Raw genomic sequence first — 24195 nt, forward strand, 5'->3', positions numbered from 1 at the left:
ACTTAACCACAAAATTATGGGGTATTGCTAAGACTCCATAAGCAGATAAATCTATCCTTAAATATTACTTGACAAAACTCTTTTATAGCTTAATCGCTTAAAATAGTTGGCAAATTTGAAATAATATGGCAAAACATGAATACGATGCAATTGTTGTGGGTTCTGGCCCCAACGGATTGGCGGCAGCCATTTTTTTACAACAAAAAGGGCTTTCTGTACTCATTGTTGAAGGGAAAAAAACAATTGGAGGGGGCCTCCGAACAGCCGAATTAACGTTATCAGGTTTCAAACATGATATTTGTTCGGCTATTCACCCATTAGCAGCGGCATCGCCCTTTTTCCAGTCTTTGCCTCTCGAAAAATATGGCCTAAATTTCATCAAACCCAATATTGCAGCCGCCCACCCGCTCGACGATGGTACGTCGGTTATTTTGTCGGAGTCGATTGAGCAAACTGCTAGCTACTTGGGTATAGACCAACAGCATTATCTCAAGCTCATAGCTCCTATTGTACAGCAATGGGATAGCCTTTTGCCCGAACTACTAGCTCCTTTGCATTTTCCTAAAAACCCATTTCAATTAGCCAATTTTGGCATAAATGCCTTATTGCCAGCCAATTTACTAGCCAACAAATTTGATACCCAAGAAGCAAAAGCCCTGTGGGCAGGTATGGCAGCTCATTCGATTCAGCCCCTGAGCAACCTTACTACCTCTGCAATAGGACTTGTACTCATGACAGCAGGACATAAAAATGGATGGCCTATTCCTCAAGGTGGTTCGCAGTCGTTGGCTGATGCTCTGGCTGCTTATTTTATTGCTATTGGAGGGCGTATCGAAACCGATTTTTGGGTAAATTCTCTTCAGCAATTGCCTTCGGCCAAAGCTATTTTATTTGATATTACGCCAAAGCAAATTTTACAAATTGCAGGACATACTTTTTCTAATTTGTATAAATGGCAACTTGAAAAATATCGTTATGGTATGGGTGTATTTAAGCTCGATTGGGCATTAGACAGCCCTATTCCGTTTACTTCCTATAAAGCTCGTGAAGCTGGAACGGTACATATAGGCAATACACTTGCCGAAATAGCCGCCTCAGAGCTATCGACCTCGCAGGGGATTCATCCCGAAAAACCCTTTGTTTTATTGGCCCAACAAAGTGTTTTTGACAACACCCGTGCCCCCAAAGGCAAGCATGTAGCTTGGGGGTACTGTCATGTACCTAATGGCTCGACCAAAGACATGACCAATGCTATTGAAAAACAAGTAGAGCGGTTTGCCCCTGGCTTTCGTGATACCATTCTAGCAAGACATACCTTTAATACAATAGAGCTAGAGGAATATAACCCCAATTATATTGGGGGCGATATCAACGGAGGAATTATTGATTTAGGCCAGTTGTTTACCCGACCAGCCCTCAGGTATTCTCCTTATCGAACCTCTACCAAAGGCTTATATATATGCTCGTCGTCGACTCCTCCTGGTGGCGGGGTACATGGTATGTGTGGTTATCATGCAGCACAACGAGCTTGGAAAGATATATTTGAAAAATAGAAACGTGCTTATTTAAGTATCAATGTAAAATTGTGAATTGTTAATTAGAATACTAATTTTCAGCAACTTACAATACACTTTGATTGAGTTTAATTACTTATGAAATATCATTTACAAAAATATATTCCACTTATTCTTGGCCCTCTTTGCTTTGTTGGTTTGGTCTATTTGCCTATCATTCATTTAGACGAAAAGATCGTTAAAGTTATTGGTATTACTTCGTGGATGCTTATTTGGTGGATTTCGGAAGTTGTGGCTTTGCCCGTAACGGCTTTTTTACCTGTAGTACTTTTTCCTGCATTAGGTATTTTAGATTTGCCCACTACTTCTGCCAATTACACCAATCCTACGGTATTACTTTTTTTATCTGGATTTGTCTTTGCTTTGAGCATAGAAAAACACCGTTTGCACGAACGAATCGCCTTGCATATTATTCATTGGGTAGGTACGTCTATCCAGAAAATTGTATTGGGCTTTATGCTTGCCACGGCTTTTATCAGTATGTGGGTCAATAATACCGCCACTACGCTACTGATGTTTCCGATTGCCAACTCGGTATTGAGTTTGCTGCAAGAAAGTTTTGTAGCACAAAAACAGCAGGAGGCATTCAACAAATTATCGAAAAGCCTTTTGCTTGGATTAGCCTTTGGTGCTTGTATTGGAGGCATAGCTACACCTATTGGAACGCCCACCAATGCTGTGTTGATTGCCTATTTTAAAGATAATTTTCAAACAGACATTGCTTTTTTAGCATGGTTTGCCATTGGTTTTCCTTTAGCTATTGTAATGCTTTCGTTTGCCTATTTTGTACTTGTCAAATGGCTTTTTGTTATAGAAATTGACGATTTACCTTCAGCAAAGCAAATTGTAGAAGGTAAAATAGCTCATTTAGGAGCAATTACATATCAGGAATATGCTGTTAGTGGTGTCTTTTTGCTTACTACATTTACATGGATTTTTAGGGTATTTCTTATCAAAATACCTGCTCTTGCTTTCCTAAACGACACCATTATTGGCATGGCAGGAGCTTTGCTTTTGTTTATTATTCCTAATCCTACTGAAAAAGACTCCTTTATTTTTGAATGGAAAAATATGGAAAAACTTCCTTGGGGAATTTTATTTATGATTGGCGGTGGGCTAGCCTTAGCCAAAACACTCGAAACCTCTGGCTTGGTACAGTTGATTGGAAGCAGTATCAAAAATCTGGGTATTAGCCACTTTGCTTTGCTTTTAGCCATTGTTGTTTTAGTAACGCTATTATTAAAAATTATGATTGCCAATACCGCTTTGGCCACAATACTTGTGCCAATGGTAGCTGGTATTGCAGTAGCTTCGGGTATTGAACCTATTTTGTTGGCTGCACCTACCACTTTTGCGGCAAGTTTTGCCTTTATCTTACCGATGTCCACACCGCCCAATGCCATTGTTTTAAGTACTGGATTTGTACATGTAAAAGACATGATAAAGGCTGGTTCATGGATTGCTATTTTCGGCTTTTTGCTTCTGATAAGTGTATACAAATGCTATATTTTTATGATATAGCCTTGATCGAAACAACTACATTGCTGTATTTACGAAAAGTAAATAATTGTATAAAATGATTGCAAAAATCTACTTTGGGTAATAGCAAAGAGTACTGAAAAAATAAAAAGCTCTCTTACTAAGCTGAAATAATATTAAAGAGTAAGGAAAATTCAACACAACAATCAAAATTTTCGGATTTGTTTAACAAAAACCGCTTTATGCTTTCTTGATTGCTCAACTGTTTAAAATTTTCATTACTTTATTGATAGCATATTTGTTATTTGATAAATAAACGATGGGCTTGGGATGTCATTTGTGCAAGTGTTTTATTGATAAAGGCACAAAGTAATAATAAAATAGGACTGAAAGCCTAAATCTGATAATCAGCAACTTAACTTCAGTATCGGCACTATTCCTTATCACTTTGTGCCTGCCATAAAAAACGCTATCAATTTCCAATGGCTTAAAATAGGCTTTATTTGATATTTTCGACAATCCAATCTTTATAACATATTTCGCCAATAAATACAGCGTTATCGCCAGTTACCAGAGTGTCGTCTGTAATAGCATAGCCAGAATACAAGGCATTAGAATCGCCAACAATATCAAGTTTTTGATTGGTACTTTTTGCATATTGAGCAATCCAATCATTCATTCTAAATTTCTCAGGCCCTCCGATTTCGATGGCAGCATTAGCAGGCTCTGCTAAAACCGTTTTTGCTAAAAAGCCTGCCACTTCTTTACTGGCAATAGGTTGTATATATGCTGTTGGTAAATATACTTTCTCATTGAGTGTACTCATATAGGCAATGCCACCTGCAAATTCAAAAAATTGAGTTGCCTGTACAATTGTAAAACCAATTCCTGAATTACGTATTAGGTCTTCTTGAACTTGTTTTGCTTTGAAGTAGCCACTTCCATGCAATTTTTGTGTACCCACTATCGATAAGGCAATCAGATGCTGGACACCTGCTTTTTGAGCCGCCGCAACAATATGTTCTGTCGAGGTTTTGAAGAAATTCAAAACATAATCACTCTCAAAAGAAGGCGAATTCGTAACATCTACGACCACCTGTGCATCTTGAAAAACCTCATCTAATCCTTTTCCTGTAATGGTATCAACTCCTGTTGAGGGAGAAGCTGCTATTACTTGATGTTGGGTTGGGTCTAAAAAACTTATAAGCTGACTGCCAATTAGGCCAGTACCTCCAATAACTACAATTTTCATGGTTGTTTTTGTTTAATGTTAAATGATATGTCAAAGTTCCGACTTTCATTTCTCAAAAAACTTCAACCAGTTTAAGAAAGCATTTAACCCTCCTTAAATGGTACAGTTTATACTATTATATATATATGGTATTTTGGGGCAAAATATTTGTACCAATTTATTATACCTTTTTCAAAATACCTTTTATTAAAAATAATTGAGTAAATGGTAATATTATTGTATCTGTTTATGCAATAGCTTATCTAAACTGTTGGGGTAACTGTCCTTGACTAGCCTGCTGTACTATTTCGGTAATTCTTCCTTGTCGGGTTTCTGGCTTTTTGGCTAAGACAAGCCATTGCAAAATACTTTTTCTAAGGGATGTACTTAAATTTATAAAATACTCTCTTGAATAGGGATAACTGTCAAAAGCATTTGATAAGTCTTCGGGGATGACCAGTGCTTCTGCTTGATCCAGCATTGTCCAAGATCCATTTTGTTTGGCAATGGCTATGCTTCTGTGGCCTGCTTCAGACATGAGTCCTTTTTCGATAAGTTGTTCTACCTTTTCTTTATTTATCTTCGACCACATACTTTTAGCTTTTCGTTTGCTAAAAAATTGGATAAACCTTTCATGGTCGATGGTTTTTCGAGTACTATCAATCCAACCAAAACACAGTGCCTCTTCTACAGCCACTTCCCAGCTAATGGTTGGTTTATTAGATTGTTTTTTATACAGAACAAGCCAAATGGATGATTCTGATATATGATTTTCTTGCAACCATTGCCGCCAAGCTGTTCTACTTATGGGATAAAAGGTTGTTATCTCTTTTTGCTGCATAACCAATTTATTTCATCGTTACAAGAATAATACTCACTATCAGAATACCTACTAAATGGTATCCGCCACTAATAATACCATAATAAATAGGATGTGGAATATTGGGATTAATGGCAATATTAAGGGTATTGGCAACCAACAACCCTACACCAATTAGCCATGTAAATTCTACGATTTCGCCCAAAGTAGAAATATGCAAGGTATTAATCAATATGGCACATGTTAGTGTAATCACAAGCGAACAAACTGCTGGGCCTATTATAAAAATAGGCTTTGAGGCTAGCGTTTCATTTTCTCGACCCAATGAAACCCGGTAAGGCTTACTAAAGAATACCGTAAACCACAATGCTCCGAGTACAAAGTATCCTACAAAGGCCAGTAATACACTCATCCAATTCAGATGGACTATTTGATTTATCATATAAATTTGTGTTTAAAATTTGATACAACAAATCTAAATACCATCAATGACAGCCTTATGTCAGTAGCAAAACATCAGCTTATAATTCTTGTCTAAACGTTTCTATTTCCTTATAAAAATCTATGGCTTCCATAACAGACTTGCCCCCAGAACCAGCAATGAGGCGTTGATACCATTTTTTGTCCAGATTTTCGAGGGTTTGATTTTTATAAAGCCAATAAGCCAAATAGGTAAATGCTCCTGTCAAAACCACTTGAAATATTATATAGGCTAGCCCTACATCTTGCGGAAACCAGCGATTACTCAAATAAAAGGTTGTCCAAAAAGGAAACTGCAATACCATAACTTTGGTATGTTTGATTATCGACAACTGAAGACGAGATAGTTGTTGTTGAGTTGCGATGATATTACCATCATAATTAATGCTATTAGCCCAAACAAGATGTCGGATATAATCAGAAAAGCCTTTGAGATTGATAAGTGTAATAGCCAACATCGACCCAATAAAGTAATTCGCCGCTGAAGTATAGTTTGAAATGGCGTAATACAACAGGTTACCCAAAATAATTAGATAGACAACAAAGGCAATAATACCTATTATTTTTATTCGCTTCAACGACCCCAATGACGTTTGGGCTTTTTGATTGATGGCTTCAATCAATAGTCTTTTATTGATTGAAAGCGATTGCTCAATTTTCTCATTTTGAGCTTTCCACAAATTAATAATTTCTATATCTTCCATATTATTGGCTTTTAAAATTTTCCATTTTTTCTTTTAAAATCTTTTTGATTCGTCCAATTTTAGTAGCAACATTACTTTCCGAAATACCCATAATTTGAGCGATTTCTTTATGACTTTTTTCTTCTAAATACAACAATATTAGTGCTTTATCTAAGTCTGCTAGTTGTAAAATCATTCTTTGTAATATGCCCAAGTTCGTTTCCTTATCGTCGTATCCATCATCTGTAAACTCAATAATACTTTCGGTGAGTGGACTGGCGATTTGTTTTCTAGTATTTTCTTTTCGGTAAAAAGAAATAGCTACATTCAAGGCAATCTGATACATCCATGTTGAATATTTGACTTCCTTATTATACTTATCAAATGATTTCCACAGCTGAATGATAATCTCTTGAACAAGGTCTTCACGGTCTTCAATGCTTTTGCAATAAGAATTTACCACCTTATAAATGATACCTTTATTGGCCTGAACAACAGAGAGGAATATGTCGGTTTTATCGTTCATACTTGGAATTATTCAGCATGTCAGTTAAATAATATTGTTCATTTTGTTGGTTACAGCCTAGGTTGGGCTGATTACGTCGGTAGCTGTAGTCATTATACCGATGATTAATGAACGCTTTTGCATATTCTATTGCCAGTAATAACATTGGGACAAACAAAATAGCCCAGATTGAATTGTTTCTCATTTTATGAAATAATTAAGTATTGATTTTTTGTTTTCCTAATTATTCGCACGAAGGGAGAAAATATCACAGCCTAACAGATTTTTTTTACAAAATAATGGCACACTATCTAATAGAACAGGAAATTATATAGTGTAAAAGATTGAAAATTAGATACATAGACAACAAGGACAGGGCAATTGAAGATTGTTTATAGCTAAATATAATTAGCTATAAACAATAATATATTTTGGGATAACTATAGCTTTTGTATTTGAACGCTGCCTTGATACTGCTTGTCGACAATAAGCAATACAAATGGCCGAATAATATACGTTTGTTTTTGGGCTTCTGCCAAATGATAAGCTAGCGTTATGGTATTACCTATTTTTTTCAAGCTTTTTATCTCAATATTAGCATCTCTGTCGTTTTTTTGTTCGATAAGTGCAATTACATATTGTTTAGAAAAGTCGATTGGAGTAGGTTTTCCATTTTCGCCCATGGTTGTAGCCATTCCAAAAATCATATCAAAATCAGCTTGGGTTGTAATTTTTGGATTCGATAGCCCCCCATCTTCATAGGTATTGTTTACAAAATAATTTTTGGCTTCCAAAAATGGCACATCACTCTCGGTTGATTTCATGGTTTGGGATAAAGATTCTTGTTTTTTTTCGTCTGTAGTTTTACTTGAACTATAGGCATTGAAAAATAGTAATACAGTAATTGTGAGTGGTAGGATTGTTTTTGTCATCGTTTAAATGTTCTTAGGTAATATTGTATTGCCGTACAATGTAGCAAAGTGTTGTGGATATTAGAACAAAAAGTAGTTTTTTATGACAAAAAAATCAAAAATAAAGTTATCATTATAGATAGTTAGGTAAGCACCAATAGGCCATTTATCAACGGCTTATGGATATAATTTGATGGGAGAAAAGACTAAATCTAATTGTTTAGTCTCTTAAACCCTTTTATTTCATGTATTAGCTTTTATAGAACACTTATTTATATCCTTCCCAAAACGAGCTAAAAGTATCGTTAAATTCAAAGCGAAGTTTTAGTAGTTCGGCTTTGAGAGCTTCCTTTTTAGCTTTAAAAGCGGGTTTATCAGCCAAATTATTGATTTCCCAAGGGTCTTCTTTTAGGTTAAATAGTTGCGTATGTCGCTCGCCATTTACGTGATACTCCAACAACTTGAAACCGTCTTTTTTTACACCTCTTTGAAAATGTTTAAAAGCAAAATACAAGGCTGGCCTCAAAGGTGCTTTAGGGTTTTGGAAAGCTTTTACCAAACTAATGCCTTGTACCGAAGCAGGATTTCTTACACCAGATTTTTCTGTTAAAGTAGCATAAATATCTGAAAGATAACAATAGCCTTCAACCTTTTGGTTTTTAGGAATACCCGGCCCAGCAAATACCAATGGTACTCGGTTGCTGTGTTCATAAATACTTTGCTTGCCAAACAAACCATGCTGACCAATGGCCAAACCGTTGTCGCCTGCAAAAACAATCAGAGTGTTTTCTGCCAAGCCATTGTCTTGAACGGCCTTCACAATACGTCCAACTTGTGCGTCTAAATGGGAAATTGTTGCATAATATTCTTTTAGCTGACGAATGGTATCTTCTTCTGTTCTTGGGAATGGAGCTAGTAATTCATCTCTAACATTCAATTCACCATTATCGAAAGGATGTTTGGGTAAAAAATTGGGAGGCAAACTTATTTTTTTGTCAGAATACCAAGCTTTGTATTCGTCTGGAGCTATTCTTGGGTCGTGTGGTGTTGTAAAGGCTGTGTAAATCAAAAAGGGTTCTTTTTGGTACTTCTCAATAAAGAGAATTGTTTCGTCTGCAAAGATTTCAGAACTATGTTTGCCTTTTGTGATGGCTTTGTCGGGCGAATAACTATTGTCTTTTGCTCCCCCGTAGTTGTTGTCGCTTCTGTAATCTTGCACAGGAATATTATACTGATCGCCCATGCCGCCAAAAAACACTTTCGCTCCGTCCGAAAATGCACGATTGTAAATCGTAGTGCCATTGTGCTGTTTGCCAATGCCTACCGTGACATAATTGTTTTTTCTTAACAACTCAGGAAAAGTGACGAAATTATTAAAAATGTCAAAGCTAAATTCTTGGTTGTCTCTGGCTTGTCGGTCGATATTAAACAAAGTTCTGCCAGTAAGCAACATAGCTCTGCTGGGCTGACAAATCGCTCCTGACAATCCACCAAAAACGTGAGCTTGTGTGAAAGCCGTTCCATTTTTGACCAATGCGTCTAAATTGGGCGTAATAATATCTTTGTTACCCAAAGCCGCAATGGTATCATGGCGTTGGTCGTCTGATAATAAAACGATGATATTGAGTTTTTTCTCTTCGGCAAATGCTTTTAAGAAAGGATGCAATGCCAGAGATGCTCCGAACAAGGAGCTATTTTGGATGAAATTTCTACGGTTCATGAGTAAGATTTATGAATTTTGAATAAAAAACATTGTAAATCAATTGTAGGGGCATCCGACATGGTTGCCGTTTTGGATGTAACAATCCTTTTAGATATGGCAACAACCCTCGCGCTTGCCATTTTAGATTAGGTACATCAACCCACCCATTATCGTTTTAGATGTAGGGGCAACCGCAAGGGTTGCCCCTACAATAAATCAACATAGATTATTTCAATAATCATTTTGTCTTTAACATATCCTACTTAATTTTATTCCAATCTTGAACACCTACTTTTTTCGACCAGACTTCGTGTTCTGTGATGAGTTTTTGTAATATTTCGGGATGATTGTTTGCCAAATTTTTGGTTTCTGTTCTGTCATCTGCCAGATTGTATAATTCCCAGACTTGGTTATTTTCGGCAACGGCTTTCCAATTTCCTTTTCTAATGGCTCGACTGCCTTCGTGTTCCCAAAAGAGTGCTTGGTGGGGTTTACTTTGTTTGCCTTCTAATTCATTTTTCAAACTGATTCCCTCTAATGGCGTAAGTTTTTTGTCATTAAAAGTATGAGGATATTGAACACCTGCATAATCTAACAGCGTTGGAAAAATATCAATCAAATGGCTCGGGCGATTACTTTTGCTTCCTGCCTTAATATGGTTTGGAAAATAAGCGATAAAAGGGGAAGCAATACCACCTTCATGAGTATTCTTTTTAAATAACCTAAAAGGTGTGTTACTGGCATTTCCCCAAGGACTTTCATAACTGTCTATCGACTCAACCGAACCTGCTTTGCCATTTTTCTGGGTTACATAATTCCAGTTTTTTACATCATCGGCACTTCCTCCGTTGTCCGAAAGGAAAAAGATAAGGGTATTGCTTTCTTCACCAAGTGCTTTGATTTTCTCTAAAACTTCACCAATTCCAGCATCCATGCGGTCAATCATTGCGGCATAAATTGCCATGCGAGTATCCCATTTTTCTTTTTCTTCTGTACTGAGTTTGTTCCAGTCGGGTACATTTTCAAAGCGATTAGATAGCTCCCAATTTTTATCAATAATACCTGAGGCTCGTAGTTTTTTCAAGCGATTGGCTCTTAAATCATCCCAACCTTTCAAGTATTTTCCTTTGTATTTGGCAATATCTTCGGGCAAAGCTTGAATAGGCCAATGAGGAGCATTATAAGCCAAATACAGAAAAAAGGGCTTTTGGTTTTTATGTTGTTTGTCTAAAGCATTGATTGCAAAATCGGTAATGGCTTGCGTAAGGTATTTAGAAGTATCGCTCCGAATGATTTCTTTATTTCCTTCCAAAAAAGTAACCGTTCTGCCATCGTTGTACAAAGGCTGTGAATTAAAATAACTACTTCCGTTGTTTTGTAAAGTAAAAGATTCGTCAAAACCACGATTCACCGCCCAAGCAGAAGGCACTAAACCAACGTGCCATTTGCCCGAAACAATGGTAGAATAACCAGCTTGTTTGAGAGCTTGTCCGATGGTAATACAGTTTTCGTTGAGATAACCTTGATAAGCAGGAAAACCTTTGTCTTGTACCATATCGCCAATACCAGCTTGGTGCGAATACAAACCCGTAAGCAAAGAAGCACGTGAAGGACAGCAACGACCTGCATTATAAAACTGTTTGATAATGAGTCCGTTCTGAGCTAATTTATCCAAATTGGGCGTTTTGATTTCAGAGCCAAAAGCTCCAATATCCGAAAATCCCAAATCATCAGCCAAGATAACAACAATATTGGGTTGCTTTCTTTGTGCCAAAACTGGCTGAAAAGTAAAGGCTAACACAAGCCCTACGCTTAGTATTTTCTTGAGCATTTTATTGGTCTGCTGGTAATCCTTTTGTGAGAAGACTGTCTAAACCTCCGATATTATAGCCCAACTGATAGCCAAATGTTTGTAAAGTATCAGCCGCTTTGCCGCTTCTATTGCCTGAGCGACAGTACAAATAGATTTTTTTAGAAGGGTCTAATTTCTTAATTTCTTCTGCAAATTTTTCAGAACGAATATTGATGTTTTGGGCATATTTCAAATGCTTTGTGCCGTACTCTTCGGGCGTGCGGACATCTACTAAATAAGCTTTTCCTTTCTGAATTTCTTTCAGAATTTTCTTGCTCAATTTTGTATCAATAGCAATTTTGTTGGCTGTTTTTTGCGTATAAGCTTGATGACTTGCCGCTTGTGCATTGGCAAAAATAGCAGAAAACATAAGGACAAAAGTGAAGAGGTATTTTTTCATGTTGATTATTGGTTTACTTTATTTTAACAATTTTACTAGCACTATAGCCAATCCTATGGGCAACTACGTACAAAGAATCGCCTTGTTGGATAGAGAACGGCTTGGTATATACTTGCCATTCTTTCTCTTTTTCGTGTTTTTTATAAGCAATGGAAGCTCCTTTGGTAGCTGAAATAATGTGTGCTTTTCCATCTTTTAGCGTAATTTCTGGTGAAGCCGTTTCTGGAGCTTTATCTTTTCCTTGCCACCACGAAGTCACTAATTCTTTTTCAGGGATTGCCCCCAAATCACCAAATTGCTTCATCCATTCCAAATGCTTTTGGCGTAATTCTATAAGTTTTGCTTTGTAAGCAGGATTATCAGCCAAATTTTTAAACTCATAAGGGTCGCTTTGGGTATCAAAAAGCTCTTCTTCTGGTTTTGAATTTCTGAACCAATACGCTTGTTGCTCGTTGAGTTGCCCTGCTTCTTTCAAGCGAAGGATTTCTTGCATACTCTTTTGGCTCAATCGGTATTTAATATCCTGATAATAAGGCTTTTCAGGTTGATAATTTTTCAAATACTTAAATCTACCATCACTTACAGCACGCACTCGGTCGTATTCGCTATCCATTCTGTCACGAGCGGCATAAATGTATTTTCGAGTAGTTTTACTTTTTTGTTTTCCCAGAAAAGCCTGTCCTTGAATATATTTCGGAATAGGTATATTCGCCAAAGACAAAACCGTTAGAGCAAAATCAACAAAGCTAAGCAATTGATTATCAACTACTCCTGCATTCTGAGCATTCGGAAAACGAATAAGCATCGGTACTTTTAAACCTCTGTCGTACAATTCTCTTTTCACAAAAGGCAATCCGTCGCCGTGGTCGCTATAAAAGAAAATTATGGTATTGTCGTACAACTCATCGTCTTTGAGTTTTTGTAAAATCTCGCCTACTTGCCTATCCATAATTTCAACATTGGTGAGAAAGCGAGCAATATCTTTTCTAATAATCGCATTGTCAGGATAATACGGTGGAACAATGACCGAATCTGGATTTACCGTAATGGGTTCTTTATCGCGAGCAAATACTTGTGATTCGTGAGTAATCATTAAATTAATTACAGAGAAAAAAGGTTGATTTTTGTCTTGCCTTCCTTGCCAATTTGCTGTTTTGCTATTCTCATTCCAAACTGTCAGAGGAGCTTCAAACTGATAATCTTGTTTTTCGTTGTTGGTACAGTAATAACCTGCTTTTCTTAAATACTCAGGAAAGCATTTTACTTGTTCTGGCAGTAATGCTGAATAAGATGGTAATGGAGAAGACTTCTGTGTAACGGGCATTTGTAAAGTACGCATATTATGAGTACCAATAGAAGTTTGGTACATCCCCGTAATCAAAGAAGAACGACTTGGTGCACAAACGCCCGCCGTAGAAAATACATTAGTATAACGTACTGCCTCTTTGGCGAGTTTATCTAAATTAGGCGTTTTAGCTACTTTTTCACCAAAACTTCCTAAATGTGGTGACATATCCTCGCAAGTAATCCAAAGAATATTGGGCTGTTTTTGTGGCGTTTTTTGCTGGAAAGCAAAAGTATTTTGTAGGTTGATGGCTAATGACAAGCCCAGAAGTAAGATTTTTCGGATAGCCATTTTGTTGGTTTAGCATAAAAAAACAGATGAGTTTTTTAGCATTTCGGCTTCAAATCTCATCTGTTTTTGATAGGGTTAAATTGAAATTAGAATGAATATCTCAATGTTACGCCATAAGTGCGTGGGTCGCCCACAATACCAGCGTATTGACCAGCACTACCAGGAGCCGCTAATAATTGTTCGTAATAATTAGTGTTGGCAAGGTTTCTTCCCCAAATATAGATAGATACACCATTAGATGCTCTGAAACCTAAACGACCATTCAATAATGAATAACCTTCGATATTCAAGTACTGAGAAGGTGATGGACTAGAAGAGAACTTCGAGCGGAAATAAATATCTGCAGCTACGAAATAGTTACCTTTCAAACCGAAGAATCCCCCTTTGTGAGTAGCCTCAGCACCAAATGAACCTGACCATTTTGAAATACCCGGCAAATCGCCCCCCGATACATCTTTGAATGCTTGTGTACCACCAACTTCTTCTAAAGGTACTGGAGCGTTTGTGAATGATACATATTTACCATCTGTATAAGCAACCGAACCATTAAAAGTAAAGTTTGTTAATCTTACATTACCTTCTACTTCTACGCCTCTTACACGTACTTTTTCGGCGTTGGCCAAATAACCTCTGTTTACACCTGGTTCTGGAGTTTGTACCTGAGTTTGATAATCCTTAATATCGTCGTTGAATAAAACAACGTTCAAGAATGAATTTGAAGTTGGTCTTGTTTTAACACCCAATTCATAGTGCGTTACACCCTCTGGTTTTACTTTAGCTAGGTCGATAAGTACTTGTCCATTGGCTGTTGGAAGTCCACCAATATTTACCCCAATTGGTTTGTAACTGATAGCATAAGTACCATAAGCATTTATATTTTTTGAAGCTTTATATTGTAAAGTTAATTGACCCGACAAATTACTTTCACTTACTTCAGTATCAAATGCTTGGTTGGTATATACTGCGTTTTTCAATGCTATAAGAGCAGGGTCGGTAGTTTGTAAGCCACCATAAGTGACTCTACTATAGTTGGCAGTTTTCTTGTCGTAGTTATAACGAAGACCTGGCAAAACGTGGATTTTTTCATTAACAGCCCAGTCAACTTGAGCAAATGCCGCTAAACTTGTGCTTTGGATTCTGTTAGTTGTACGAATACCAAAGTTATCAAACAAGCCTGGGGTTTTCCATAAAGCACTTGTTGAGCTTTGAGCAAAACGCCATTGTGCCGAACCAGCTTCCTCTGTTTGAACGGGGTCTGATTTCAAATCTTGCCACAAACCAAACAAGCCAATTACACCACTCAAATTAGAAGATACTTTACCTGAATAGCGAAGTTCTTGTGACCATTGGTCGTGTACTGAGTTTCCTGACGAAATCGTAAAGATAGGTAAGCCAGTATAGTCACGGTCATTGAGAGGAGTCCATTTCCAAAAACGCCAAGCTGAAGTTGAAGTCAAAGTTCCGTTACCAATTTTGATGTCGGCATTGGCAGAAACACCACCCAATGAGTTATCAGCTTTTGAAGGTGTATCTAAGTCCAAAACTCTGTCAAATGCACTGTTATAAGGAATTTTATAACCTAAATCTGCAATAATTGCATTGAACTGACGATAAGCAGCCCGTTTTGTAGGCACAACACCAGCTACTGGCCAGCCATATCCATTGGGTTTTTGGTCAGAAAAATCACCAATGATGGTTACCTTGACATTGTCTGATGGCGTGTAGAGTAATTGACCTCTCAATCCTAAGTTATTAATATCGTTGATACGTTGTTGAGTTGTTACGTTATAAAACAATCCATCTCTTTGAGTACCTGAAAATGAAACTCTTGCAGCCAAGTGCTTATTGATTGGCCCCGAAAGAGACCCCTTTGCCTGAATATAGCCGTAGTTACCATAGCTTAATTCAAAGCTTGCTGTAGGCGTAAAGCTAGCTTCACGAGTTGTAATGTTGAATGCACCAGCCGTTGTGTTTTTACCAAACAATGTTCCTTGTGGGCCACGCAATACTTCTACACGTTCAATATCTACAAAGTCAAGTGCTGTAGCAGCAGGACGAGCATAGTATACACCGTCTACATAAAAACCTACTCCTGGGTCGATACCATCGTTTGTCAAACCAAATGTTGAACCTAAACCTCTGATATTCAAAGTAGTATTACGAGCATTTGAAGCATAAAGCTGTACTGTTGGTACTAATTCTTTCAGACGGTTTACATTAAATGCTCCTGCATCTTCGGCAGCAGTACCACGAATTACAGCAATTGGAATAGGAATATCTTGTACAGCTTCCTGACGACGACGAGAAGACACTACCACGTCGGCTAATTGACTTACGTCTTCATCTAGCGAGATAACCGCCTTGTCTGTTCTGATTACCACTTCTTTTTTGATATAACCTACAAACGAGATGATTACACTAAATGGAAGTTTTTGACCTGTAATTAATGAAAACTCCCCATTTACATCTGTAGTAGAGCCGTTGGTAGTTCCCTTGATTTGAATAGCAGCACCAATAAGCGGTTCGTTTGTCTTTGAGTCTATTATTTTACCTGAAACAGTTGCATTGATAATGGGTTTATCTTGGGCTAATGTTACTATAGGTAAGGCTATTGCCCATATTAAAAAGGTTAATTTGAAAAAATGTTTCATCCGATTATAGATATTTAAGTTTTAAAACAATGGCTCAAAAAAAGAATTAATTCTATATACTTAATAGACTATTTGTTTCTAAAAAAATCCTAGAATAATTTTTCTAAGACCCTACTGCTAGTGTTTTCTGAGATTTTGTGCAAGTTAAGTATTTTATTCTATATAGTATATAATTTTAGTATACTAATTATTCATTTTCTTTATTTATTAAAACAAAATACACAAATAGTACCAACAATTTCTATTATTAGAAAAATACTATTATGGTTTTGCATAAAAATATATGCTTCTTACACTATTTGCATGAGATAAGACCGCCAACGCCAATACCAAAAGCATAATGATTGCTAATATTAGTATTCATAGTTGTATGTAAATTTATTAGGTTAAACATAAACTGTCATTAGTATTTGCCATCTGGTATCGTTGCCCCAAAAAACTGATAGACCGCTAGCAAGGGTATGTCATAGATTTGAACTATAACCATTTTCACGGAAAAATCTTATAACTTTTTGAGTACACTTGATAGGTTAGCTATAATCAAGATAAATAAAATGAGGAGTATTGCCTTTTAAAATATTTATTACTAATAAAACTCATTTAACAAAACAACACTCCCACTTAAATCGCATTAGCCATTCACAATTACTTTCTTTATCGGTGGTTTTTTCCAGTTGCCTGTTTTGAGGTATTCGTCGCTTGCCCAGTAAATTCTTACAGATAAATTAAACGCTTCTTTGGGGGCAGGAAGCCAGTTGTTTTCTTGGGCTTTGCTTGGAGCTTCGTGCTGGATATAGATATCTAATGAGCCATCAGCATTGTAATGGAGGTTGCTTCTATCACCAATGGCGTAGCGACGAATGGCATTTTCTGCCAAATATCCAGCTTTATCGTACAAGGTAATCGACCAAAAAGCTCGTGCAGGTGGTGTTTTATTCGGCTCGAAATGAATGACATACTTGTTGTCTCCGTGCAATGGTTGCCCTTGTTCATCTTGTCGATAGCCTAAATAAACGGCATCTTCTGGCCCCAAAGCTCCCAAACCAAAATACGCAACGGCGGCTCTTTTCTGGTAATTTGTACCATAATGCCCAATCGTAACGTCTGGCTTGCGGTCGTTGTCGTTGGTAAGAATGGTTCTTGCTTTGTCTAAGGCTGCAATAATTTCGGTAGGTAGTTTTTGTAAAGCGGTTTGGGTAGGTGTATCGAAGGCATTCAAACTGAATTTTTCGCCTGCTTTGATACCAATATTGGCAAATTTTTCTAAGGCTGCTTTATCAGCTTCAAAAGCAGGATTTTTTACTAAAAGCTCATTCAAATAGGTAAAATATTCCTCAAGACTTAATTTTTTGAGGGCTTCTACTACGTTTCTTTTGCTTTTTAATACTTGTGCCGCTTCAGTAGATTCAACCGTGTAGGTGACAGAAACAGTATTGGACGCAACAGGTTCTTTTTTCCCTAATTGACTCAGAGGTGTCAATTTCAAACCGTCTTGCAGTTTGCTGACAAAGTTTTTGCCGTCTTCGGGGCTATTCACTTGGATACGTCCGATAATCCAAACCAAATCGGTTGGGGCTTTTACTTCTTCAATGCCTTTGGGTAATTTTCCTTGCCATTTTGGCCCCGTAATTACGTAGCGTTGGGCTTTTGTACCCGTGGTTCTTTTGCCGAAAGAAGCAAAAATATTTGTCCAAGCATCTTCCAAAGGAAAAACAGCGTAGCGGTCTTGGGTATCTGGAATATCCAAAATGATAGGTTCTGCTCCTAAATCCAAGAATGCCGATGAGTAAAAAGTATCGTTATTGGGACGAACCACCGCCTTGAATGTATGGTCTGGAAAAGCCTTGCTATGGTTAAATTGGTTGGATGTTCTTGTGCCGAACGTACCTACAAGTCGGGTTAAATCGGTAAGAACCAAGGGCAAACCAAAAATATAAGCCTCTTTTGCTGTGGCAATTACCGAGTCGTCGTTGCTGTGCAAACCTTGGGCTTTCAACAAAGAAACCGCCGAAAGGACAAGAGAGCTGGAGATGAATGTTCTTCTATTGATGGCTAAATTCATATTTTTATACTTGTTTACAAAATCTTATTTATGGATTGCTGTATTGGGTTGAGCTTGAGGATTCAGGAGACGAGCTTTAAAAGCTCTTTGAATCACAAATTCGGCATCTATTAATGGATAGATGTGATATTTGTCGGCCTCTGCATCGAACAAAGCCTTTAATTCTTTCAGCTTTTCAGGATACTTGTCGGCAAGGTTTACTCTTTCGTTGAAATCCTCGTTGATATTGTACAACTCCCAAGTTTCGTTGGCAGGGTCGTTTACATATTTTTTTAGTGGTTCGCCATCATAGCCAAAAAGGTCAAACAAATTGGGGTGATGTGCAGCTCCAGCTTTCCAGCCATCTTTATAAATCGCTCTGTTGCCAAGAATAGTATAATACTGTTGAGTGTGTCGTGAAGGAGCGTTTTTGTCTTTGATAGAAAAAACAAGACTGTTTCCCTGCAAAGGATTTTGTTTTACACCACGAATTGTCTCTAATTCCTTCGCACCAATTAATTCTAAAACCGAAGGAAATAAATCAATCAAGTGCGTGTATTGCCCTCTGATTCCTCCTTGTTCTTTCAATAATTTTGGATAACTAAAAATCAGCGGATTGTGCGTTGCCCCTTCGGCATTGGCATCTTGTTTCCAAAGTTTGAATGGTGTATTGGCAGCCTGAGCCCAACCAAGCGGATAATTGGCTTCGGTTGTTACTTCTTTTCCACCAATTTTGTCGATTTGTGCCAATAACGATTGCTTATAATCTTCCCTTTTGATTTTGGCAATACCCAAGCCCGCTCTATTAATTACACCATATTCGCTACCTTCTTTACTAGCACCATTGTCGCCAATAATGGCAAAAATGGCTGTGTTTTCATATTGTCCCTTTTTTTTCAAATGTTGAATTAAACGACCAATTTCATAATCTGTATATTCCAAAAAGCCCGCATATACTTCAAAGAAACGAGCAGAAAGTTTTTTCTCATCGGCTGGTAAATCTTTCCAAGCCTTAATCAATTCATTTCTTTCAGGCAATTGAGCATCGGCTGGTATAAGCCCCAATTTCTTCTGATTGGCTAATACTTTTTCTCGGTACACGTCCCAGCCTTCGTCAAATTTGCCTCTGTATTTATCGCTCCATTCTTTATCTACTTGATGCGGTGCATGGGTTGCCCCAGGAGCATAATACAAAAAGAAAGGCTTATCGGGCGAAATACTTCTGTGTTTGGTCAAATAACTAATGGCTTTATCAGTTATCAGTTTGTTTAAATGACTTCCATCGGGTTTGATGTGAACATTGTCTTCCACCAAATCAGGTTTGTATTGGTCGGTTGCTCCACCCAAGAAGCCAAAATTATGGTCAAAACCTTTCCCTGAAGGCCATCTATCAAAAGGCCCGAGGTCGGTTATTTCTTCATCAGGGGTCAAATGCCATTTACCCAACTGGTAAGTACTATATCCATTTTCTCTTAATGTTTCCGCAATTGTTCCATTTTCAGGCTGAATAAAACCATGATACCCTGGATATTCAGCACGAGCCGCAACATGAGGGAATAAACCCATGCCTGCAGTATGTTGGTTTCTGCCTGTCAACAAAGCCGTACGCGTAGGCGAGCAAATGCCCGTAGTATGAAAATTGGTATATCGTAAACCTCTATTAGCTAATGAATCTAAATTGGGAGTATGAATTAATCCTCCAAAAGCACTTGCTGCTCCAAAACCAATATCGTCTATCAGAATCCAAATAATATTGGGAGCATCCTTTGGGGCTTTTTTTAAATAATTGATGTTTTGCAAAGGAGCATTTTTCCAAGACTGATCCACTTTGGTTTGAGAAAATGTACTTGTAGCTATTCCCATTGATAGGGATAACAAGGAAAGTTTTTTCAGAGAATAAATAAGTTCATTTGTTTTCATGTTCGATATATTTTGATGTTTTTAAAATCTTAGAGCAAATATTGCTTGGCCGAGGGCTGATAAATGGAAGCCCATCGCTATTTATAAATCAACCAAATATTTTTCGTCGCCAAAGTTGAATTCATAGTGCATTATGCTTGGCCACAAGGGTTTTAGTAATTCTTTTTCCCACTGCTCTAAGGCTTTACTTAATTCTTTTAATTTAGCAGGGTTTTCGCCTGATAAGTCATTCGTTTCGGCTTTGTCTTTTTTGAGATTATAGAGCCAGTGTTTCTGGTTTTTACCGCTAATCACCAATTTCCAATCGCCTTTTCTGATAGCTTTGGCATCGCCCGAACGCCAATACAAACTGGCGTGTGCTTCTTCGTTTTTGTTTACTTTATTGACCAAATCAACGCCATCGTAAGTACGGTCGCTGGGTAGTTTTGCACCAATGACTGAAGCAATCGTACTAAATATATCCAACGTACTCACAGGCTGACTGTAAACTGTATGAGCTTTAACTTTGCCTTTCCAACGCAAGGCAAAAGGCACATTGATACCGCCTTCAAAATGAGAGAATTTTCCGCCTTTGAGGGGTGCGTTAGTTGTGGCGTGTGTGTAGGTAGCACCGCCATTGTCGCTGGCAAAAACGATAAGGGTATTTTCTTCTAAACCTTCGTCTTTTACTTTTTTCAAAATCTGAGCAATGGCATCGTCTAAAGCCGAAATCATGGCATAATACACCCTTTTGTTTTCGTCTTTTATGTGGGCAAAACGGTCGTAATACTTTTTACGAACCTGAAAAGGCGTATGTGGTGCATTGAAAGGCACATACAAAAGGAAAGGCTTCTTTTTGTTTTTATCAATAAAAGCAGTGGCTTCTTCGGCAAATTTTTCTGTTAAAAATGCTTTTTCATCAATAATTGTCGTATCTCTACGGATGCGACCCGTGCCAACTCGACCATTGCCCCAAATCATTTTGTCGGTAAAATCGCTGTGGTGATGGTTGATAATATCGGGATTATCTTCATGGGCAAAAAGCGAAAATGCTTGATAAAAACCATAATGATAATCGAAACCACGCTCTAAAGGCGTAAAGCCCTTGGTATGTCCCAAATGCCATTTACCGATAATTCCTGTGGCATATCCTTGTTTTTTGGCTAAATCGGCAAACGTAATTTCAGATTGTGGCAAACCTTGCGAAGCAATCGACTTGGCACTTGGATAGGTAATTTTGGGATTTGGATGCCAGTCGTTGGTATTCATAAAATATTTTACCGCCAAGTATTCCAAGTTATTTTTAGGGTAACGGTCGCCAGGTTGTAGCTCATGCCCAAAACGCTGTTGGTATCTGCCCGTGAGCAAACCTGCCCGAGAAGGTGAACAAATCGGAGCAGACACATAGCCATCGGTGAACGTAACGCCCGAAGCCGCCAAGGAATCAATCGTTGGTGTGGGTGCGGCCTTGCCACCGTACAAAGAAATATCGTACTTGCCCAAATCATCAGCCAGCAGAATAATTACATTAGGTTTGGCGTGGTTTGGTGTTGAATCAGGTTGAGCCAAGAAATCACGTTTTCCTTTTGCCAACACTTCGTCCACTTTTACCAAGGTATCATCTGTATTAATCGGGCGAAGCAAATACACCGCAGCAAGCCCCAATACGCCCAGTACGGGTAAGCCTATTTTTACGATTTTCTTCTTGAAAAATGCCATTGTATTATTTAGTAATGAGTGGTTTAGTGATTGATTGTCAGACTCTTTTTTTCTTAAACTGACTAAAAAGATTATCAAAGGTCAATACGCCCCAAATGATGTTTGAATAATCGGTTTCTGTTCCAGAAGGTCGCTCTTGGATTCCCCAGATGTACCCAAGACTGGTTTTGATATTTTTGGTTATGGGGTAATTAAAACCTACATAAACCCTGTTTTGGTCGAAAATATTCGGATTTCCACGCACAGCTTTCCCGAATTGGATAAATATTTCATCATTGGCAACCAAGGTGATAGGTTTGGGAAGCCAAGATGGTTTAAGTGTTTTTTCAAAGCGTAACATATAGCGAACCCTCCAATTGGGCTGAAAAACGCCATTGTTGAGTAAATCTCTTTGCCTATATTCAAGCCCATATCTATTTATCAGATTAAAATATTTTCCTTTTACTTCATTATCAACCCTCGCCGAAATACGCCATTCTGTGATTTCGGGTTTTTCTATGTCTGCTGGTTTAGCTACTAAAATCCAGCTTTTGAAATATCCCAAAGGAGAAAATGAGAATTTTGTCGTTGATGAAACTGTATAATGTAACCAACCCCAATAACTCGTAAATTGACTGGCTTCGAATATATCAAAATCCGATTGCTCAACATTTTGTCGCCTATGTTGCAAGTACAACTCCCATCTAAGCCTTTTATGGATGGTGTCGGTAAGGACTAACCTTCCCCAAGAAAGATTATGATGATAGCTTTTTTGAGCTTGTATTTTTATTGAAAAAATAATGAAACTGAAAATGAGTACACTGAATATTCTGTAAAGTTGTTTCATTCATTTTTGGCTTAAATTTGTTTTAATACACATAAGGTTTCTCAAATGAATTATGTGTGTATGTAATTAAGAAATTGAGCAAATTAGTGAGTTGTGAATGAGGTATTTTTATTTCTAAAAGAATGTAAACATATATTATCTAAATGCTTACTGGCTTAGAAGAATTTATACTTTTTAAAATCTCCCATTCACAATTCACTCAATAGTTACTTCCAAAGCGTATTTTGCTCCAACTTAGGGTTATTGTCGATTTCTGATTGTGGAATCGGATATAAGCGGTGCTTGTCGGTAGCGTTGGTTTTACCTACTTTTTGGAGATTAGCCACAAATGTACTTTTGCCCGAAGCGTCTTTTTGACGAATCAAATCGAACCAACGTTGGTATTCAAATACCACTTCTAAACGACGGTCAAGATACACCGCTTCACGGAATTGGTCTTTGGTCAAGCCTGTTTGTAAATCTGGCAATCCTGCTCTACGACGAACACGGTTGAGCGATTTGTAAGCCTTGGCAGTTGGTCCATTCAGTTCGTTTTCGGCTTCGGCATGAATTAATAACACTTCGGCATAACGAATAATAGCAACATTAGCCGCTGACTCGTTTGTGACAGAAGTAGAGTTCGGGTCCCAAGTTTTGTTGAAAAATGGCGTTGAATCGTTTGGCACAGCCAGATTGGCAATAGGTAAGCCGTACTTTCTACCGTTGGTTGGGCTTGTAAAGCTGGTGACAAAGGTTACACGCTTGCGTTTGTCGGCAGGGTCATACAATTTGTATACGCTAAAAAACTTATCATTTCCTACCGTATAGAAACGTACCATGTCGGCATATCCTCCAGACAAACCCGGAATACCAGTCAAAATAGAACGAGGGTTTTGGTTGTTTCCCTGTAGTTGAGCATTTGATTTAAACTGAGCCGAAAAGATATGTTCTTTACCATTTTTGGTAGCAGGCAAAAACACATCTGCAAAATTATCGAACAAATCATAGCCATAATTGCCTGTTCCGCCATCGGCAGGCGAAAGTACTTCTTCTGCTTTTTTTACGGCATCGGCATAATTTTGAGTAAGATTCAACGGTAATGAAGCTTTGGTCAAATACACTTTTGATAACAATGCTTTGGCGGCACCCGAAGTAGCTCTACCTACATCGGGCGAGCTATAGGTAGTTGGTAATACAGCAGCGGCCTCTGTCAAATCCTTTTCAATTTGAGCATACACTTCTGTTGATGGCGATTTGGCAATGGCATAATCAGCCGCATTTACGTACTTTTGGTAAGATGTAATCAATGGTACATCACCATATAGACGCACTAGATTGAAGTAATACAAGGCTCTTAAAAACTTGGTCTCACCCAGCAAACGAGCTTTAAGCGTTGCATCAATATTGATGGCTGGAATTTTTTCTAAAGCTACGTTGGCTTTTTTGATGGCAGCATAGTGTTGTTGCCAAAGTTCATATACACGCAAATTTGATGAAGAATGAGCCAATACTGCCAATGAGCGTACATCGGGGTTGGTTGCTCCTGGCCCTGGGTCTTCGTCGTCGCCTGCAAAATTCATTCCCGTATTAAACAATGTATTGTAAGGTGTTTGCACCGACGGCCCACCCGAGTTTAATAAGAAATAAACCGCATTGACGGCATTGATAGCATCCGTTTGCGTTTTGTAATATTGGTCTTCTGAAATAATAGAAGCGGGGTTTTCTTTCAAAAATGATTCGCAAGAACTCGCCGTTAATCCGATACTTGCAAGAGCGATATATTTTAGTACTTTCATGGTATTCCGAA

General features: G+C 37.9%; 19 protein-coding genes. 2 read left to right on the plus strand and 17 right to left on the minus strand.

Annotation, left to right across the window (positions count from 1 at the left end):
- Positions 1-125: 125 nt before the first annotated feature.
- Positions 126-1553 (plus strand): phytoene desaturase family protein, encoded by a 1428-nt coding sequence (locus FLEMA_RS0101305; RefSeq protein ID WP_026993896.1) that lies wholly within the window; start codon positions 126-128, stop codon positions 1551-1553.
- A gap of 99 nt (positions 1554-1652) precedes the next feature.
- A complete protein-coding gene (locus FLEMA_RS0101310; protein ID WP_044170443.1) occupies positions 1653-3095 on the plus strand; it encodes an SLC13 family permease in 1443 nt (480 codons plus the stop codon).
- Positions 3096-3552: 457 nt separating this feature from the next.
- Here the strand turns inward: FLEMA_RS0101310 and FLEMA_RS0101315 are convergent, their stop codons facing one another.
- The 17 genes from FLEMA_RS0101315 to FLEMA_RS0101395 form a co-directional block, all read right to left on the minus strand.
- Entirely contained in the window at positions 3553-4305 is a 753-nt protein-coding gene (locus FLEMA_RS0101315; protein ID WP_026993898.1) for an SDR family oxidoreductase, read from the minus strand.
- Positions 4306-4543: 238 nt separating this feature from the next.
- On the minus strand, positions 4544-5125 hold the full coding sequence (locus FLEMA_RS0101325; protein ID WP_026993899.1) for a YdeI/OmpD-associated family protein: 582 nt from the start codon (positions 5123-5125) through the stop codon (positions 4544-4546).
- A gap of 7 nt (positions 5126-5132) precedes the next feature.
- Positions 5133-5546, minus strand: a complete 414-nt coding sequence (locus tag FLEMA_RS0101330) for a DUF1761 domain-containing protein (protein ID WP_026993900.1) — start codon at positions 5544-5546, stop codon at positions 5133-5135.
- A 79-nt stretch (positions 5547-5625) separates the two neighbouring features.
- Positions 5626-6288 (minus strand): hypothetical protein, encoded by a 663-nt coding sequence (locus FLEMA_RS0101335; RefSeq protein ID WP_026993901.1) that lies wholly within the window; start codon positions 6286-6288, stop codon positions 5626-5628.
- A gap of 1 nt (position 6289) precedes the next feature.
- Positions 6290-6793, minus strand: a complete 504-nt coding sequence (locus FLEMA_RS0101340) for an RNA polymerase sigma factor (protein ID WP_026993902.1) — start codon at positions 6791-6793, stop codon at positions 6290-6292.
- Positions 6783-6977 carry a hypothetical protein gene (locus tag FLEMA_RS76715; protein WP_144080024.1) on the minus strand — a complete coding sequence of 65 codons (195 nt, stop codon included), beginning with the start codon at positions 6975-6977 and terminating at the stop codon, positions 6783-6785. The genes FLEMA_RS0101340 and FLEMA_RS76715 overlap by 11 nt, the downstream gene beginning before the upstream one ends.
- Before the next feature lie 235 nt (positions 6978-7212).
- Positions 7213-7704, minus strand: coding sequence for a hypothetical protein (locus tag FLEMA_RS0101345; RefSeq protein WP_026993903.1), 492 nt, complete (start codon positions 7702-7704; stop codon positions 7213-7215).
- A gap of 247 nt (positions 7705-7951) precedes the next feature.
- Entirely contained in the window at positions 7952-9403 is a 1452-nt protein-coding gene (locus FLEMA_RS0101350; protein WP_081681228.1) for a sulfatase family protein, read from the minus strand.
- 241 nt (positions 9404-9644) lie between these two features.
- Positions 9645-11216, minus strand: coding sequence for an arylsulfatase (locus tag FLEMA_RS0101355; protein ID WP_026993905.1), 1572 nt, complete (start codon positions 11214-11216; stop codon positions 9645-9647).
- Between the two features lies 1 nt (position 11217).
- Positions 11218-11637 carry a rhodanese-like domain-containing protein gene (locus FLEMA_RS67135; protein ID WP_026993906.1) on the minus strand — a complete coding sequence of 140 codons (420 nt, stop codon included), beginning with the start codon at positions 11635-11637 and terminating at the stop codon, positions 11218-11220.
- Positions 11638-11650: 13 nt separating this feature from the next.
- Complete coding sequence (locus FLEMA_RS0101365) at positions 11651-13273, minus strand: sulfatase family protein (protein ID WP_044170446.1); 1623 nt, start codon at positions 13271-13273, stop codon at positions 11651-11653.
- 86 nt (positions 13274-13359) lie between these two features.
- Positions 13360-15924 (minus strand): TonB-dependent receptor, encoded by a 2565-nt coding sequence (locus FLEMA_RS0101370; RefSeq protein ID WP_026993908.1) that lies wholly within the window; start codon positions 15922-15924, stop codon positions 13360-13362.
- A 631-nt stretch (positions 15925-16555) separates the two neighbouring features.
- Positions 16556-17986, minus strand: a complete 1431-nt coding sequence (locus tag FLEMA_RS0101375; RefSeq protein ID WP_026993909.1) for a DUF1254 domain-containing protein — start codon at positions 17984-17986, stop codon at positions 16556-16558.
- 24 nt (positions 17987-18010) lie between these two features.
- Positions 18011-19885: an arylsulfatase gene (locus tag FLEMA_RS67140; RefSeq protein ID WP_081681229.1), complete on the minus strand. Its 1875-nt coding sequence runs from the start codon at positions 19883-19885 to the stop codon at positions 18011-18013.
- An 81-nt stretch (positions 19886-19966) separates the two neighbouring features.
- Entirely contained in the window at positions 19967-21583 is a 1617-nt protein-coding gene (locus FLEMA_RS0101385) for a sulfatase-like hydrolase/transferase (protein ID WP_026993910.1), read from the minus strand.
- A gap of 37 nt (positions 21584-21620) precedes the next feature.
- Positions 21621-22409, minus strand: a complete 789-nt coding sequence (locus tag FLEMA_RS0101390) for a DUF2490 domain-containing protein (RefSeq protein WP_026993911.1) — start codon at positions 22407-22409, stop codon at positions 21621-21623.
- A 206-nt stretch (positions 22410-22615) separates the two neighbouring features.
- Entirely contained in the window at positions 22616-24184 is a 1569-nt protein-coding gene (locus tag FLEMA_RS0101395; RefSeq protein WP_026993912.1) for a RagB/SusD family nutrient uptake outer membrane protein, read from the minus strand.
- Positions 24185-24195 lie beyond the last annotated feature (11 nt).

The organism is Flectobacillus major DSM 103 (genome assembly GCF_000427405.1).
Classification (GTDB): domain Bacteria; phylum Bacteroidota; class Bacteroidia; order Cytophagales; family Spirosomataceae; genus Flectobacillus; species Flectobacillus major.